Source organism: Aquimarina sediminis (assembly GCF_002895435.1).
Lineage (GTDB): Bacteria > Bacteroidota > Bacteroidia > Flavobacteriales > Flavobacteriaceae > Aquimarina > Aquimarina sediminis.
On the sequence record NZ_POYJ01000012.1, the window covers coordinates 181,273 to 200,209 of the forward strand.

Annotated in this window: 2 protein-coding genes; both read left to right on the plus strand. The window is 33.6% G+C overall.

The features are described 5' to 3' along the window. Window positions 1-117 precede the first annotated feature (117 nt). The gene (locus C1X07_RS20935) at window positions 118-13,557 is read left to right on the plus strand and encodes a hybrid non-ribosomal peptide synthetase/type I polyketide synthase (protein ID WP_103071998.1); all 13,440 of its coding nucleotides are present in this window, start codon (window positions 118-120) and stop codon (window positions 13,555-13,557) included. A 98-nt stretch (window positions 13,558-13,655) separates the two neighbouring features. Next, window positions 13,656-18,937 (plus strand): non-ribosomal peptide synthetase (locus C1X07_RS20940; protein ID WP_128755346.1); only part of this gene is annotated, 5,282 nt, incomplete at its 3' end.

Sequence of the window (18,937 nt, forward strand, 5' to 3'; positions counted from 1 at the left end):
TCCTCTCTACACATAGCTATATAACACTTCGAATACCACTTTCTCATATAGAAAAATAGAAATGCTTGTCTGAGTAGGTTCATTTTTTTATAAAATACTCGATTAAAACTTTTAATAATGGATGATAATAGATATACAGGATTTGAAATTGCTGTTGTAGGAATGCAATGTAGATTCCCTGGAGCTTCTAACGTAGACCAGTTTTGGGAAAATCTAAAGAATGGAGTTGATTCTGTATCAACATTTTCGGATGATGAACTTCGGGAATATGGTATTTCTGAAAATGATGTGTTAAACCCTTCCTATGTAAAAGCTAAAGGACTTATTAAAGATGCTCATTTTTTTGATGCCTCATTTTTTGGTTTTTCTCCTAACGAAGCAAATGTTCTGGATCCTCAAATTCGAATTTTATCTCAATGCGCTTATCATGCATTAGAAGATGCAGGTTATAATTTTGAAAAAGAGAAGAACAAAGTTGGAGTTTTTGTAGGAGCTATACCTAATATTAATTGGCAATTACATAGTTTTAATAAGGCAGGAGGGCAATATTCAGAACAATTTTCATCATTGATACTTAACGATAAGGATTTTGCAAGTACCAGACTCTCTTATTTGTTAAATTTACATGGACCTAGTAGTACAGTATATACAGCATGCTCTACTTCTTTAGTCTCTGTAGATATGGCATGTCAGAGCCTGTTAACAGGAAAATGTGATCTCTCACTAGCCGGTGGAGTAGCTTTATCTCTACCATATAAATCAGGGTATTTGTATGAATCCGGAATGATTATGTCGAAAGACGGGCGTACTTGCTCATTTGATGCCAACGCTACGGGAACTGTTTGGGGGGATGGAGTTGGAGTAGTAGTGTTAAAAAGATTAGAAGATGCAATAAATGACAGAGATAATATTCATGCGGTAATTAAGGGTTCTGGAATTAATAATGACGGAAATAGAAAAGTAGGATATACGGCTCCCAGTGTTAAAGGGCAGGTTGAGGTGATTAATGACGCGCTAGCAATGGCAGAAGTAGCTCCAGAAAGTATAAGTTATATAGAAGGACATGGTAGTGCCACTTCTTTAGGAGACAAAATAGAAATTAGTGCACTCAAAGAAGTTTTTGGGAATGTCAATGAAGGGTATAAATGCCCTATTGGCAGTGTGAAATCTAATGTAGGGCATCTAAATACTGCAGCAGGAATAGCAGGTCTTATAAAGGTTTGCTTAATGCTGAAAAATTCACAAATCCCGCCTAGTATAAATTATACCTCTCCAAATTCTATTTTACAAGATCCTAAATGCCCATTTTTTGTAAATAATTCACTAACCAAATGGGAGCAATCCAATTTTCCATTACGAGCAGGTGTAAGTTCCTTTGGAATAGGAGGGACTAATGCTCACCTAATCCTAGAAAAAGCACCCGACCCAGAAAATCAGAGTTTTGATAAAAGACAATCTTTAGTTTGTTTATCTTCTAAAACTTCAGAAGGATTAAATATACTTTCTGAAACCTTATCTAGCTTTATTAAAAAAAATGTAGAAGTAGATATCAGTAATATTGCATATACGCTTCAAACAGGTAGAGATCATTTTCCAATAAGAAGATCAATTGTATTTGAAGATATTGATAAACTGGTAAAAGAATTATCAAGAGAAGGAACATATGAACAGATTCTAGAAGCACCAAAAGTAGTAATGATGTTTCCGGGAATGGGAACTATTTATTCTAACCTTGGAAAAGATTTATATCTAAAAGAAAGAACTTTTAGAGAAGCTATGGATGATTGTTTTAGAATTCTTAATGCTAAAACAGGCAGGGATTTTAAAGCAATACTCTATCCAGAAAATGGTTCGCAGTTTCCTCAGGATTTTCAAGTGCCTCAACTTTTGGTTTTTTCTTTTGAATATGCGCTTTCGGTTTTATTAAAGTCATGGGGGATCACTGCTGATTATGTGATAGGGTATAGCCTGGGAGAATATGTAGCAGCATGTGTTTCTGGTGTTTTCGATTTAGAAACAGCTTTAGATATTTTAGTAGAAAGAGGGCGTTTGATAAATACTTTGGACAATGGAGGTATGATTGCCGTTCCTTTATCCAAAGAAGCAATACAAACATATCTTGAAAAAGAAGTGTATATAGCCATTGATAATGGTCAATCTGTTGTTGTAGCCGGAAGCCAAGAAAGCTTAAAAGAATTAAAAGCAAAACTGGAACAAAATTCGATTACTACAATAGAAATTAATGATTCATATGCATTGCATTCTCCTCAGATGGATCCTATTATTGAAGAGTTTGAACAATTAATCTCAAAGTATGAGTTTAAGGTGCCTGGGATCCCTATGATGTCTAACATAACAGGTGTAAGGTGTAATGAAAATATCACTTCTTCGGGATACTGGAGTGAGCATCTATCCAGAACTATAAATTTTTCTAAAGGGCTTGATACGATACTAAATGAAAGCTCAAATACAATATTTCTTGAGGTTGGTGCAGGAAATAGCCTTAGTGTATTGGCTCGTAGAACCAGTGATAAAAAACATCAGTTAAAGCTAGTTTCTCTAGCAAAAAAGGCAAAGACAAAAACATTGGATCATACTTATTTGCTTAAAGCTATTGGTAATTTTTGGCAGTACGGTGGTAAAGTGAATTGGAAAGCATATCATAGTGATCAATACAAAAACAAACTATCTTTACCGACGTACCCTTTTGAAAAAAAGTCTTTCAGCCTTCAATTAGAAAGTGGTCTTAGTAGTCACTCTAACACTCAGGATTTATCAAAAAACAAGGATATTTCATCGTGGTTTTATATTCCATCCTGGAAGAGATTACCGCTTCTGGCAGATGATACAAAAAAAGCGAAAGCGAAGACTAAAAATATTTTAATCTTAGGATGGAAAGAAAAGAAATCAGTAAAAACACTTTTAAAAAATGATTTAGATACGATAATCACAGCAACATATTCTGACCATTTTAAAAAAGTTAATAAAAATAAGTATCATCTAAATTATGATCATAAAGAAGATATAGTAAACCTGTTTGAAAGTATAGATAAACAAGGAATTGTCTTAGATAAAATAATTGATATTACCGGTCTTACAGCAAAAGATCATAATGATATCAAAAACTTAGAGAGAACAGTTAATTTGTTTCAAGCAATTTCTTTATCTGCTAGTTCACAATCAAAAATAGATTATCTGGTAGTATCTAGTGAATTATTTTCTATATATGGTAATGAAAAATTAAACCCATGGAAATCTACAATTCTTTCTGCTATTAAGGTTATTCCTCAAGAAATCCCTAATGTGAGTTGTAGATTAATTGAGGTAGAAAGAGAAGTGTATAAAACTGAAAAAGAAAAGTTTTATAAGTTAATATTGGATGAGCAAAGAAGTGTTTCTAAAGACAAAATTATAAGTTATAGAGGTGCATCAAGATGGGTTCAAACCGTAGAGCATTATCCAATACATGTGAATAAACAAACCGATTCATTTGTAAAAAAGAATGGGGTATATATTATAGTAGGAGGATTAGGGGATATTGGGCGCTCTATTGCCAAATATCTTTTGCAAAACTTTGATGCCAATGTCATTTTGATTGGTCGTTCGCAGCTTCCAGATAGATCCCAGTGGCAACAATGGCAAAAAGAACATAGTACTGATGAGGTTATAAGCAAAAAAATAGCTAAAATCATAGAGCTAGAAAGCTACGGAGGTACCGTTACTGCAGTACAGGCAGATTCTACTTCTTATGCAGAAATGACTCAGACATTTTTAAAAGTTAAATCCAAGTTTGGAACTGTTAACGGTATTTTTCACTCTGCTGGTATCATTACTCCAGAGTCTTTTAACATTGTAAAAAGCATCAATAGAAAACAATTGGAATGTCATTTTCCTGTAAAATCCGAAGGGTTAGCAGTTATTAGCAGAATTGTAGAGAAAGATCCATTGGATTTTGTGAGTGTAATTTCTTCTCTCTCCTCATTTTTAGGAGGATTAGGTATGATTGGTTATGCCGCTGCAAATCAATTTATGGATACCATGGTAGCAAATGAAAATAGTAAGGGTAATTCTACTCGCTGGATAACTCTTAATTATAGTAATTGGGAGGGATGGGAAGATGAATTCAAAGGATTATCCCTTACAGACGATATCCTGAATACGTTTATTACACTGGACGAAGGTGAAAAAACATTTAACAATCTTCTTGCTAAAAGTAATGACCAGGGACAAGTCATTATCTCTCCTGTTCATTTACCTTCACTTATAGATAAATGGGATGCATATGATAATGAGAATAGTGAAAAAGGAAAGATTAGTAAATCAAAGCAAAATAGTAAACCTTTCTTGTCTAACGAGTACCTCGAACCTAGTACTGATCTTGAGAAAAAACTAGTTCAGATTTGGGAAGAAATATTTGGGTTTGGTCCAATCGGTATTCTGGATGATTTTATGGAGCTGGGAGGGGATTCATTAAAAGCCATAACCATGCTTTCTCATGTTCAGGGCAAAACAGCAATGACCATGTCATTACAGGACTTTTTTAGTAATACAACCATACAAAAGTTATGTGAGAAAGTGACAGAAACACATTTTGTTTCGATCTCGAAAATAGATAAAAAAGAGTTTTACCCCGTAACGGCTTCCCAGCATAGAACATGGGTGTTAAGTCAATTAGAAGCGGGTAGTGCAGCTTACAATTTAACCAAGGTAATAGAACTTAAAGGTGATCTGGATAAGGCTAAGTTTCAAAAGACATTTGAATTACTCATATCTCGACACGAAATCCTAAGAACTTACTTTAAAACAAATGATTCTGGAGAAATATGTCAATTTATTATTGATAAAAACGAAGTGAATTTTGAGGTGAAGTATCTTGATTTCTCAAAAAAACTACAGAAAGACTTAGATCAATACTTGATCAATGAGCAAGCTCTAACTTTTGATTTATCCAAAACTCCTCTTTTTAGAGCAACTTTATTAGAAACCAAGCCTAATGAGTATGTATTTTCTTTTGTAATGCACCACATTATTAGTGATGGGTGGTCTATGGAGTTATTAATCTCTGAAATTGTAACAACTTATAACCATTTGGTTAAAGGTGAAGATATTGAATATAAAGAGCTTTCTATACAATACAAGGACTATACTGTCTGGTTACAAGAACAAAAAAGTACAGAAGAATATAAAAAGGCTGAACAATATTGGGTTTCCAAATTTCAGGGAGATATTCCGGTTTTGGATTTACCAAGCTTTAAAAAGAGACCTAGTGTATGGAGTTACAATGGAAGTACCATACATAAAAGGTACTCAAGAACCTTTTTGTCAAAACTCAAGCGGTTTTCAAAGGATCATGATGTAACGATGTTTATGACACTTATGGCAGGGGTAAATGCGCTATTATATCGTTATACTAATCAAAATGATATTATCCTGGGTACGCCAGTTGCTGGAAGAGAACATGCCGATATACAAGATCAAATAGGACTGTATTTAAACACCTTGGCAATTAGAACTACCGTTGATGTAAATTACAATTTTATTGATTTTCTAGATCATCAGAAGAAAGTGTTATTAGAAGCGTATGATCATCAAAATTATTCTTTTGACGATTTGATTGGTAAATTAAATGTAAAAAGAGATACCTCTCGTTCGGTTTTATTTGATGTACTGGTCGTTTTACAAAATCAGGCACAGCTCAAAACAATACAGTCAAACACAAATATTGAAGGGGTACAAATCACACCATATGAAATTGAAAACAAAACAGCAAAGTTTGATTTAACGTTTTTCTTCGTAGAAACAGATACACTAGAGCTAGATATTCAATACAATAAAGATATCTATGACGAATTTCTTATTACTCGAATCTTTACTCATTTTCAAAACTTTATAGAGAACTCAATAAATAGCCCTCAGGAAAAGTTATGTTCTGTAGCCTATCTTGAAAAAAAGGAAACAAATGAATTGTTAGAGAAATTTGGTAATAGAGTAACAATAGATTACCCAAAGGATAAAACAATAATAGATTTGTTTGAAGAGCAGGTTAAGAAAACACCTGATAACTTAGCTTTGGTTTTTGAGGGTACAAAACTAACATATAAGCAACTTAATGAAAAAGCCAATAGGTTGGCATTTCATTTGAGTAAAAAATATGATATCAAACCTCACGATTTGGTAGGGATTCTACTAGAACGAAGTGAATGGATGATCATAAGCATGTTGGCGGTTCTTAAAAACAGTGGAGCATATGTTCCCATTGACCCTCAATATCCTCAGAGAAGAATTGATTATATCAAAGAAGATAGTAGTTGTAAGCTGATTATTGATCAGGAGAAGTTAGATTGGTTTTACTTGGATTCTGATTCGAACCCAGGTAAAAATATGGGTAATCATACTTTGCCTAACAATTTGATTTATGTAATATATACTTCGGGCTCTACAGGTGATCCAAAAGGCGTAATGATCACACATGAGAATGTTACAGATTATACTATTGGTCTTTTTAATCATACGCCAATCAAAACTTGTAGGAGTTTTGCCTTAATGTCTAACATTGCCACAGATCTGGGTAATACGGTTATTTATGGGGCTTTACTTTCTGGAGGGGCACTGTATTTACCTAAAAAAGAAACATTGCGAAATACAGAGAGTATGTATGAATATTTCGAAGCCCATTCTATTGATTGTATTAAAATAGTACCTGCACATTGGAAAGCCTTGACAAGAAGTGATAGTTTATTATTACCTAATAAAATGATCATTTTTGGAGGAGAATCTTTGCCCGTTTCCTATGTAAATATGATTAAAGAACAAAGCTCAAAAATTACCGTTATTAATCATTATGGACCTACAGAAACGACAATTGGAAAACTTTTATATACTATAGAATCCAGTATTGAAAATGCTAATATTCCGATTGGACGACCATTTTCTCAAACGTCTGCGTATGTTGTAGATAAAACACATAATTTGTGCCCGATTGGGGTCATAGGAGAGTTGCTTATAGGAGGTAAAGGAGTTGCCAAAGGTTATTATAATAAGCCAGAACTCACAAAAAAACAATTTATCCAAAACCCTTTCATGAGTAAAACAGATAAATTGTATAAAACGGGCGATTTAGTGAGAATGTTACCCGATGGTAATATTGAATTTATTGGAAGAAAAGATGGTCAGGTAAAAATACGGGGATATAGAATAGAACTTGATGAAATAGAGCGTCATTTCTCTATGATTGAAGGAGTAAAACAATCAGTGGTGATCGTTAAAGAAAAGGAAGATGAAGAAAAATATTTAGTTGCTTATTATGTATCAGATGAAATATTGGATAAAAGTGACCTGCAATCCCGACTTAGTAAAATGTTACCAGACTATATGGTACCAGGTTATTATGTACAAATGGATGTCATACCATTGACAAATAATGGAAAAGTAGATAAAAAAATGTTGCCAGAAACTCAAGAAAAAGACTTGATAAAGGCAAAATATATAGCCCCTGTAACACAAGAAGAAAGGTTTTTATCATCGATATGGTCCGAAGTTCTGAAATATGAGAATATTGGAGTAAAAGATAACTTTTATCATTTGGGCGGAGATTCGATAAAAGCGATATTGGTTATCTCTCTATTAAACCAGGAAGGGTATAGACTTAAAGTAGAGCAGCTTTTAAAGAATCCGATATTAGAAGATCTTGCACAACTGATAGAGACCAACACCATAACTGTAGATCAATCAGAGGTCGAAGGAAAGGTTGAGCTAACTCCTATTCAGCGATACTTTTTTGAGAATGACCTGATCGCTAATAAAAATTATTATAACCAATCAATCTCGCTATGTAGTGCTTCAGAATTAGATTCGGATATACTAGAGAAATGTATTTCATTTTTGGTAAAGCATCATGATGCTTTACGAATGGTGTACCATTATGATAATGGTACATATAAACAGTATAATGCTGATACTAATAATCCTCATTATAAGATTTCTTTTTATGATTTGAGAAAAGAATCAGACGAATTAGCTGCCATGAATGAGATAGGAGCGCAATTACAATCAAGTTTTGATATTGGTTCTGGAGTATTATTACATATTGGACATTTCAGGCTGGCAGATGGAGATCAATTGGTTTTCATTATTCACCATTTGGTTATCGATGGTGTATCATGGCGTATTCTGCTAGAAGATTTGTCAAAACTATATGAATCATATACCTTGGGAGTTTCGGTTGCTTTACCCTTAAAGACAAATTCTTATCAGCAGTGGGGAGCATTACAAAAAGAATATGCCCAGAGCAAAAAAATGAAAAACGAAAGGAAATACTGGGAAGCGATTTCTCAAGTTTCTATTCCTGATTTTCCTGTAGATCATCATGTGACCGAATCAGCATGGAATATAAATAGTGCATGTGAATTTACATTGGATAAAGAAACGACAGAAAAGCTCAAAACAAAAGTGCATCATGTGTATAACACAGAAATTAATGATGTTTTGCTTACTGCTTTGGGTCTTGCGCTAAGAGAAGTGCTAGAAGTTGATAAAACTGAGGTTCTTATGGAGGGACATGGTCGTGAAGAGATCTCAGATCAAATAGATGTAGGAAGAACAGTAGGGTGGTTTACCTGTCTGTTTCCTTTTGTGCTGGATATGACAAATACTTCGGTAAGTGAATTGATACATGTTAAAGAATCGCTGCGTAAGGTACCAAACAAAGGTATCGGGTATGGAATTTCTCATTATCTGGATAAAAGATTTGATAAGGAATCATCACCGAGTATAAAATTCAATTATTTGGGTGATTTTAGTACTACTACAAAAAAGGACGATAAGAATTCCTTATTTACACTTTCTGAACAAAGAATAGGATCAGATATAGATATAGCAAATACTCAAAGCCAGCATTATCTGGATGTATTAGGTAAAATGGTCAAAGACAGGCTAAGCGTGTCTATTCGATATTCAGATGTCTGGTATACAAAAGAAACAATCAACGAACTCAGTACTTCATATCAAACACATTTGAAGGAATTAGTAGAGATGTTATCCAAGAAGGATGCAACTGAGTTGACTCCTTCGGATTTGACGTATAAAGAATTATCATACCATGCTTTTTCTGAAATAAACAAGGATAACCATGTAGAAGATATTTATGAGTTATCACCTTTACAACAAGGATTGTATTACCATTGGTTAATGGATACTTCTAGTCCTACATACTTTGAGCAATTTTCATATAGTTTTAAAACTCAAAATCTCAACTTTGAATTGGTAGAAGAATCGTTTAATAGATTAATTGATAGATACACAATTCTACGAACTTCTTTTGATGATACGTTGGGTGAGATTCCTTTACAAATAGTACATAAAAAGGTCGAAGGGGATTTCTCTCGTCAAGAAGTATCCTTAGATGATATAGATAGAATAAAAGACGAAGATAGACAGAGGGGGTTTGATTTAAGTACTCCTTCTCTTATGAGATTAAAAGTTTTGCAAGTAAGCGCAGATGAATGTGTCTTTATTTGGAGTTTTCATCATATTTTGATGGATGGATGGTGTATCAGTATTTTAGTAAATGACTTCTATCGTATTTGGATGGATATGAGTAACAATAAATCTGTTAACCTTCCTAAACCAATTCCTTATTCTTCCTATATCCAATGGTTATCTACTGTTGACAAACATTTATCTTTATCCTATTGGAAAAATTATCTTTCTGGTCTGGATACGGTAACCGAAATTCCGTTTAAAAAACCAAAAGCTAGGAGAAGTAATAACCTAAAGGTATTTAAAACTGAAGAACTTTTGTGCCAAGGATCTGATTTTAAGAATACAGATCACTTTGCTAAGGATTTGGGAATAACCCTGAACACTTTTGTACAAGGAGTTTGGGGGTATCTGCTATCACAATACAACAATACCAATGATGTAATATTTGGTTCTGTAGTTTCTGGGCGTCCTGCAGATTTGTCTGGAGTAGAAGAGATGGTAGGTTTATTTATTAATACAATACCTGTAAGGGTTAAGCTTCAAAAAGAAGATACACCAACCACTTTTTTAAATAGATTACATGAAGAAGTATTAGAAAGTATGCCTCATCATTATGTCGATTTATCAGATGTGCAATCTCAAAGTCCGCTAGGCATGGATTTGATTAAGAACTTAGTCGTTTTTGAAAATTATCTGGCACAAGATGATATACAAGGTGAAATGGAACATTTGTATGCCAGTGAGCAAGGGCAGACACTTTCTATGCAGGAGCTAAGTATTTTTGAACAAACAAATTATGATTTTAATATAACTGTATTTCCGGATGAATCATCTTTGAGAATAGAATTTCAATATAATGCTGAGGTTTTCGAGTCAGAAATGATCAAGGATTTAGTATCTCATTTTAGAAATTTACTTGAGAAATTTAGCTCTCAAAGAAATGCCACCTTGGATTCTATGGGGTATCTGACTCCTCAAGAGGAACATATATTATTACACGATTTTAATACTACTACTGTAGATTATCCCAAGGATAAAACACTTATTGATTTGTTTGAAAAGCAAGCAGAAGAAACTCCAAACAATATTGCTTTAGTTTTTGAGCAGATTGAATTGACTTATAAAGAGCTTAATGAACAAGCAAACCGATTAGCGCATTATATAAATAAAGGGTATACTGTTAAACCAGATGATTTGGTTGGAGTTCAATTAGAACGTGGTGAATGGATGATTATAAGCATTATTGCCGTGTTAAAAAGCGGAGCTGCATATGTACCTATAGATCCCGGATACCCAAAGGAAAGAATTGATTATATTAAAAAAGATAGTAATTGTAAGGTAGTTATAGATCAGAGTTTATTAGATCAGTTTTATCTGGAATCGGATACCTGCTCTACCAAAAATGTTGATTACGATATTCTACCTGATAGTCTGGCTTATGTGATTTATACTTCGGGCTCTACTGGTAAGCCAAAAGGAGTTATGATTGAGCATAGTAACTTTTTGCATCAAATACAATGGTACATTTCTAATTATGATATTTCTGAGAAAACTAATTCATTATTACTTACCTCGTTTACATTTGACCCTAGTATACAAGATATATTCGGAACACTAACCGTCGGAGGTAAACTTCATTTGATAAGCCAAGAACATATCACCGATATAGAGTATGTAAGAAGTTTTATTAAAGAAAAACAAATTACGTTACTCAATTATGTTCCTCAGTACCTGGATAAATTATTGTCAGAGAATTCAAAAATTGAATCCCTCGATATTGTTATTCTAGGAGGAGAAGCTTTGTCTGAAAAGATTAAAAAATCTATTCTGGATAAGGGGTATGTGCTATATAATAATTATGGTCCTACAGAGATTACCGTAGATGCATTATCTGGTAGGATGGATAATGGTCTGGTACATATAGGAAAACCAATTTCGAATACTAAAGCTTATATTTTAAATCAAGAATTTGAACTAATGCCTATAGGAGTTCCAGGTGGACTTTATATTTCTGGAGATGGTGTAGCAAGGGGATATTTGAATAGACCTGAACTAACTTCAGAAAAGTTTATAACAAATCCTTTTGTTCCGGGAGAAAGAATGTATGATACTGGGGATTTGTGTAAATGGCTTCCAGATGGCAATATTGAGTTTCTTGGTAGAATCGATAGACAAGTTAAAATAAGAGGGTTTAGAGTTGAACTCCCCGAAATAGAACAATGCTTGCTTGATTTCCCTGGGATAAAAGAAGTTGTTGTTCACCCTTTTACAGAAAAAGATGGTAACAAACAGTTAATCGCTTATTTGATTGGAGATGAGAAACTGGAAGAAGATAAGGTTAAACTTTTTTTACAAAAGAATCTACCCTCGTATATGATACCTTCTGGGTTTATGCAAATTAAGGAAATACCACTTACTCCAAACAAAAAAACAGATGTAAACGCTTTACCAGCTCCTGCAGTAGGAAAAGATAAGGTAATTATACCTCCTTCCAATCCTGAGCAAATGATATTGAGAGAGATATGCTCTGATGTTTTAGAGATCGATAAAGAGGACATAAGCGTTGGAGACAATTTCTTTGATCTGGGAGGACATTCTATTAAAGCAATGCTACTAATCTCTCGTATTCAAAAGAAATTAGGAGTCAAAATAAGTTTGTCTGATATTTTTAATAATCCTGTACTCCTTGATTTGTCAGATTTACTAAAAAAAGCAAAAGCTAATCCGGTTAATGCTATCCAAAAAAGTGTAAATAAACCTTTTTATAAAACCTCTTCTATTCAAAGAAGGTTGTATTATTTGCAAAGTTTGAATCCAAATCAAATTTCTTATAATATGCCTGTAGGGTATCAAATCAAAGGAAAAATAGATAAGAGGATATTTGAAGAAGCATTTAACCACTTGATGGATCGACATGAAATTCTAAGAACCTACTTTGATGTTCAGGATAATGAAATCATTCAAAAAATCATGGCTAAACTCGATTTTAATTTTGACTATGTGGTTAGTGATGGTTCGACTTATGATGGTTATATTACTAATTTTTTAAGACCTTTTGATCTAAACAAAGGACCTTTGTTTAGGGTTCGGCTTATTGAATTTGGTCCCGAAAATTATTTTTTATTACTTGATTTTCATCATATCATTAGCGATGCTTTTTCAATCAACACACTTATCAATGATTTTGTTTCCTTATACAGAGGAAATACTCTAAAAAAGCTCAAGTTTCAATATAGAGACTATGCAGAGTGGCAACATTCACAGACTTTTTTGGATATAAGTAACAGGCAACAAAATTATTGGAAAAAGAAATTGGTAGAGGCAGAGAATATATCTTATATCCAATTACCGCTATCGGGAGAAGGCACGGGTAGTGAAGAGTATAACTTTACTATGGATGAAGAAAAAACGATGAAGGTTAATAGATATATCCAACAACATGCAGTAACGTTAAATATGTTTTTGCAAACGGTATTTAATATACTCCTCTCCAAAATTTCTTATCAGGAGACCATTATTCTTGGTACACCTATGACTGGTAGGCGATCAGAAGAATTAGAGAATATTGCAGGAATGTTTGTAAATACGGTAGTACTTGTAAATTACCCTAAAAAAGAAAAAGCATTCCAGGAATTTCTGCTAGAAGTAAAAAAGACAGCAATCGAAGCTTTTGAGCATCAAGAATATCCTTTTGATGAACTGGTCGAAATGCTTGGAAGAAACAGAAGTAATGATAGGAACCCTGTTTTTAACGTTATGTTCGAATTTCAAAATATTGATTTGTCTGATTTGATAATGCCAGGCTTAACAATCACCCCTTATCCAGTAGAAAAGAATGCCTCAAAATTTGATTTGACAATAGTAGTCCAGGAAATTGATAATCAAATTAAATTACAATATAAGTATTCACAAAAATACTTTAGTAATGAATCCATCATTGTTTTTAACAATAATTTCCAACACCTGATTGATCAGATTTTGGATCAGATCAACCCAAAATTGGAAGAGTTAACAATTGCAAACCAACAAGAATCCGATGATCTTTTAATGCAACTCTCCCAACCAATTAATGAATAATACCTATTAAAATTTTTGAATTATTTCAGAGATAAACTGTCTCTTTTTGCCTTGTACGCAAAAAAGAGACAAGCTTATAGATATAATATGTTAAACGCATGAATCCATTTAAAATGAGTCAAAATACCACCACATTCGATACAACTGTATCACCTAGTATTCAAAAAACACTATTCAATTCCTTTGACCAATATGGGAACCATGCAGCTATTAAGTATGGTGATAAGGAGTATTCTTATAAATATATTGATAGTATATCCAATCGCATTTGTCATTGGCTTTTAAATCAAAATATGGGTAATGGAAAACACATTGCTCTATATCTTGAAGACCGTTCATCTTTGATTATTTGGATGATCGCGATTCTCAAAGCTAGATCAGTATTTATTCCACTGGATTATAACTACCCAATAGGTCGAATCCAACAACTACTTGATATTAGTAATTGTAATTTGGTAGTCAGTGATCAGGATGGAAAATCAAGATTGAAAAGTGATGGTAATGATGTTTTGATAGTTAATAATAATGATGTTGAAGGTGATTCTGAATTAAAACAAGGTAAGCCATCTTTTGACCAGCTGGAGTATAGTGGAGAAGATAAAATATACATTTATTTCACTTCAGGTTCTACAGGTGTACCAAAAGCTATTGTAGGAAAGAACGCCAGCTTGGATCATTTTATTAAATGGGAAGTAAAGAATTTTGGTTTAGATAAAAACACTAATGTTAGCCAATTTATCAGCCCAGGTTTTGATGCCTTTTTAAGAGATGTGTTTCCGGCATTATCAATAGGAGGAACCATATGTATTCCTGATCAGGATTTTGTAAATAGTAAAAAACTTATCGACTGGATAGAAGATCAGGAGATTAACTTGATACATTGTGTTCCTAGCTTTTTTAAGCTATTTCTGTCGGAGGATTTAAACTCATCTTTATTCTCTAACCTTAAATATATTCTTTTATCAGGAGAAAAGTTAAATCTTCATGATCTTGCAAAGTGGTATAAATTGATCGGGGATAAAGTTCAATTAGTGAATCTATATGGAGCTACAGAAACTACAATGATCAAGACTTTCTATCTGGTTCAACCTGAAGATTTAGAAAAAGGATCAATACCAATAGGAAAGGCGATTCAAGGAACTCAAGTATTTATATTGGATGAGAACTTAAAACCTGTTGGTAAAACTAACGCAGGAGAAATTTTTATACGTACAAAGTATGGGACACATGGATATTATAATAATCCTAAACTTAATGAAGAGAAATTTGTTTTGAATCCCTATTCTGATGACAAAAGTGATCTGCTTTATAGAACTGGTGATTTAGGTAGATTTAACCATGAGGGTGATATAGAATTCCTGGGACGAATAGATAGGCAGGTCAAAATACGAGGAGTACGAATTGAACCACAAGAGATAGAAAAAGAATTATCAAAGCATGAACTAATACTGGAGGCGGTCATAAAACCTTTCAAATTTGAGGAGAAAGATGATTTTTTATGCGCGTATATTGTAGTAAAACATCTGGAAGAAAAGATAGATTTGAGAGCATATCTTTCTCAAAATTTACCTGATTTTATGATTCCAGAACATTTTGTATATCTATCTACTATTCCACTTTTACCCAATGGTAAAATAGATGTTAAAAATTTACCAGACCCCAGAGAGATTAATAAAGGAGAAATCTTGCTTCCGGAAACAGAAGAGCAAGAAAAAATGCTAAAATTATGGTCTGATGTCCTTGAGAGAGACCCATCTGATATTAGTATTGAGTCTAATTTTATTGAGATTGGAGGAAATTCATTGAAGTTAGTATTCCTAGCCAATAACATAAAAAAAGAATTCAATGTTGAGGTTTCTTTGACTAATATTTTAGAGTTTCCGACCATTGCTAAGCTGTGTCATTTTTTATCGAATTCAAGAAAAATTGACCATCTAGAAATATTGCCAGCAGCGGTAAAGGAATATTATCCTCTTTCTTCTGCTCAGAAACGGATGTATATTTTGAACAAATACGATGATCAATCCTCTGCATACAATATGACTCGTGTTGCGACAATTTATGGTGTTTTGGATCTGAAAAAAATGACCCAGGCTTTTCATCAATTAATTAGTCGTCATGAATCTTTGAGAACATCGTTTGAGCTTATTGGAGAAGAACCTGTGCAGCGAGTAGTAAAAGATGTTGATTTTTCAATTTCGGTTATAAAGGATAACGAAGAACCAAGTGTTTCAATATCTAAATTTATAAAGCCATACGAACTTAATAAGGCACCTTTATTGCGGGTAGGTGTTATTAAAGTATCTTCAGAAGAACATATACTTATAGTTGATAATCATCACATTATATCAGATGGTCTTTCTCATAGTATTTTATTAAGAGATTTTATGGCTTTATATGCAGGTGATAATCTTCCTGATTTACCTTTACAGTATAAAGATTATGCTGTTTGGCAACAAAGTGAATACCAAAAAACAGATTATGAGAAGAACAAGGATTTTTGGATTTCAGAATTCGAAGATGAATTACAGACATTAATATTACCAACAGATTATGAACGCCCATTAATTAAGAATTATGAAGGTAGTGCTATCAATTTCACTATAGATAGCGATACGACTGATAAGCTTAGAAAAGTATCTAATGAGACAGGGTCTACTCTTTTTATGACGCTGTTTACAATATATAATATTTTGATAAGTAAATTATCTGGTGCTAATGATGTTGTAATAGGGGTTCCTGTCGCAGACCGACAACATGCAGATTTAGAAAATGTTATTGGTATGTTGGCAAATACATTAGCTATCAGAAATAGGGTCAAAAAAGAGAAAACGGTTAAGGAGTTTATTCTGGAGCTAAAAAGTAAGGTATTACAGTGTATAGAAAATCAGCGATACCCATATGAAGAGTTAATTGAAGAATTAAATATAACAAGGGATACCAGTAGGAATCCATTGTTTGACGTAATGTTTGTTTACAATGATAAGGATAATGATGAATATCAGCTCAATGATTTAAAACTTGAAAGATACGTAACAGAAGTTAGGACTTCAAAATTTGATTTGCTATTGGGATGTACAGAAAGTAATGATCAGCTTCATTGCGGTTTTGAGTACTCAACAGAAATTTTTTCTAAAGAGACTATTCTAAATTTTATTACTTATTTCAAGCATCTTATTTCTCAGGTTGTAAACTCGTTAGATATTACAATTTCAGAACTTAATATCCTTAGTGATAGTCAAAAGCATTTATTAGCTAGTTTTAATGATACCTATCGTTCTTATGATTCTGATAGTACGATCCATAAATTATTTGAGGATCAGGTTTTACAAACCCCTGATACTGTTGCTGTAACATTTAAAGGAGCTACCTTAAGTTATTCAGATGTAAACAAGAAGTCTAATCAGTTGGCAGGTTTGTTACGTAGTAAAGGAGTTACCAACAATACGATAGTTGGCGTTATGCAACAGCGCTCTATGGATATGATAATTTCTATTTTGGGTATTCTCAAGGCTGGTGGAGCGTATCTACCTATCGATCCTGATTATCCGATCTCTCGTATCGAGCAGATGGTTTATAATAGTGGCATGTCATTATTGTTATCAGATGATGATTTTGTTGGATCGGTTATTGATCGTGTAACATGTTTAGATATAAGAAGTCTCGATTGCAGCGGGTTTGATTCTGTGAACTTGCCTTATATAAGTTCAAGTTCGGATTTGTTGTATGTGATTTATACCTCTGGCTCTACGGGGGTTCCCAAAGGAGTAATGCTCAACCATGGTAATATGACCAATCTTATGGACTATCATATCAATAGCACTTCTATAGATACTAGTTCAGTGTTGCAGTTTACAACATTAACATTTGACCCTTCTTTCAAGGAGATTTTTTCGGCTTTACTTACAGGAGGTACCGTTCATATGATAGAAGATTCAGTTTCTAAGGATTTTTCTAAGGTTTTGAAGCATATAGAATCTCATGCTGTTCGTACCATTTTTATGCCTTCTTCGGTGTTGAATCAGATTTTTAATTCTAAGTTATATCAGGAGGAGTTACCTACCACCTTGCGAAATATTGTTACAGCAGGAGAGCAGGTTGTTGTTGGTAATTTATTTAAGCAATATTTAGAGGATCACGAGGTTTGTTTACACAATCATTATGGTCCAGCCGAGACTCATGTAGTTACCACTAATACGATTCATCCTGGCTCTGGCGTTCCTACGATGCCAGATATAGGTAAGCCGATTCAAAACACTCAGATTTATATTCTTAATACCGAGATGCACTTACAGCCTGTCAATGTTGCCGGGGAGTTATATATTGGCGGCAAACAGGTTGGTGTTGGATATATCCAAAACCCAGAACTTACTGCCGAGCGTTATATTGATAATCCTTATGGAGAAGGTCGTTTGTATAAGACAGGTGATTTGGCTCGCTGGACATCAGATGGTAGTATAGAGTTTTTGGGTAGGATAGATGATCAGTTAAAGCTTCATGGAGTTCGTATAGAGCCCGGTGAGATAGAGAGTCATATAAATGTTATCCCGGAGATTGTTGATTCTGTTGTTGTAGTTAATGAGGTTCATGGGGATAAGTCTTTGATTGCATATTATGTTTCTACTGTAGATCTTTCTGTTTCCGAGCTTCGTAATCATTTATTGGAAGAGTTACCCTTAAGTATGATTCCGGGATATTATGTTCGTTTGTCAGAGATGCCTATGACTTCAACGGGTAAGTTGGATCGTAAGTCATTACCTTCCCCAGAAGGCGAGAAGGTTGCCTATCAGGCAGCTTCTACTCCCACAGAAAAGCAATTAGTTACCCTATGGTCTGAGTTGTTACATCTTGAATCAGATCAGCTTAGTGTAAGTAGTAGTTTTTTTGATTTAGGAGGTAATTCCCTTCGTGCAGTTGTTTTGATCAATATGATCAGCAAGTTGTTTTCGGTTCATCTTGTTTTGAAATCATTATTTAAGTACCAGGATATTTCAAGTTTGGCTTCCTATATAGATAGTTTAGAGAAAGAATCTTTTATAGCTATTCCTAAGGTATCAAGCCGAGAGTATTACCCGCTATCTTCAGCCCAGCAACGTATGTATTTCTTGTATGAGTTTGATAAAGATTCTTTGGCATATAACACGACCAAAGTTGTTTCTTTACAAGGTGTTCTGGATAAAAAGAAGTTGGCAGCTTCATTTGATCAGCTTATTTCTCGGCATGATGTTTTTCGTACTTCTTTTGATTTTGTAGATGGTCACCCTGTACAATTGGTTTCAGATTCGGTAGGTTTTTCTATCACATATTTAGAAAAAGGAGAAGACATCCGTGATACGATCACCGATTTTATAAGTCCCTTTGATCTTAGTGTAGGTCCTTT

Coding starts and splice junctions, on each gene's coding strand:
- C1X07_RS20935 (WP_103071998.1), top strand. CDS start 118: ATGGATGATAATAGATATACAGGATTTGAAATTGCTGTTGTAGGAATG.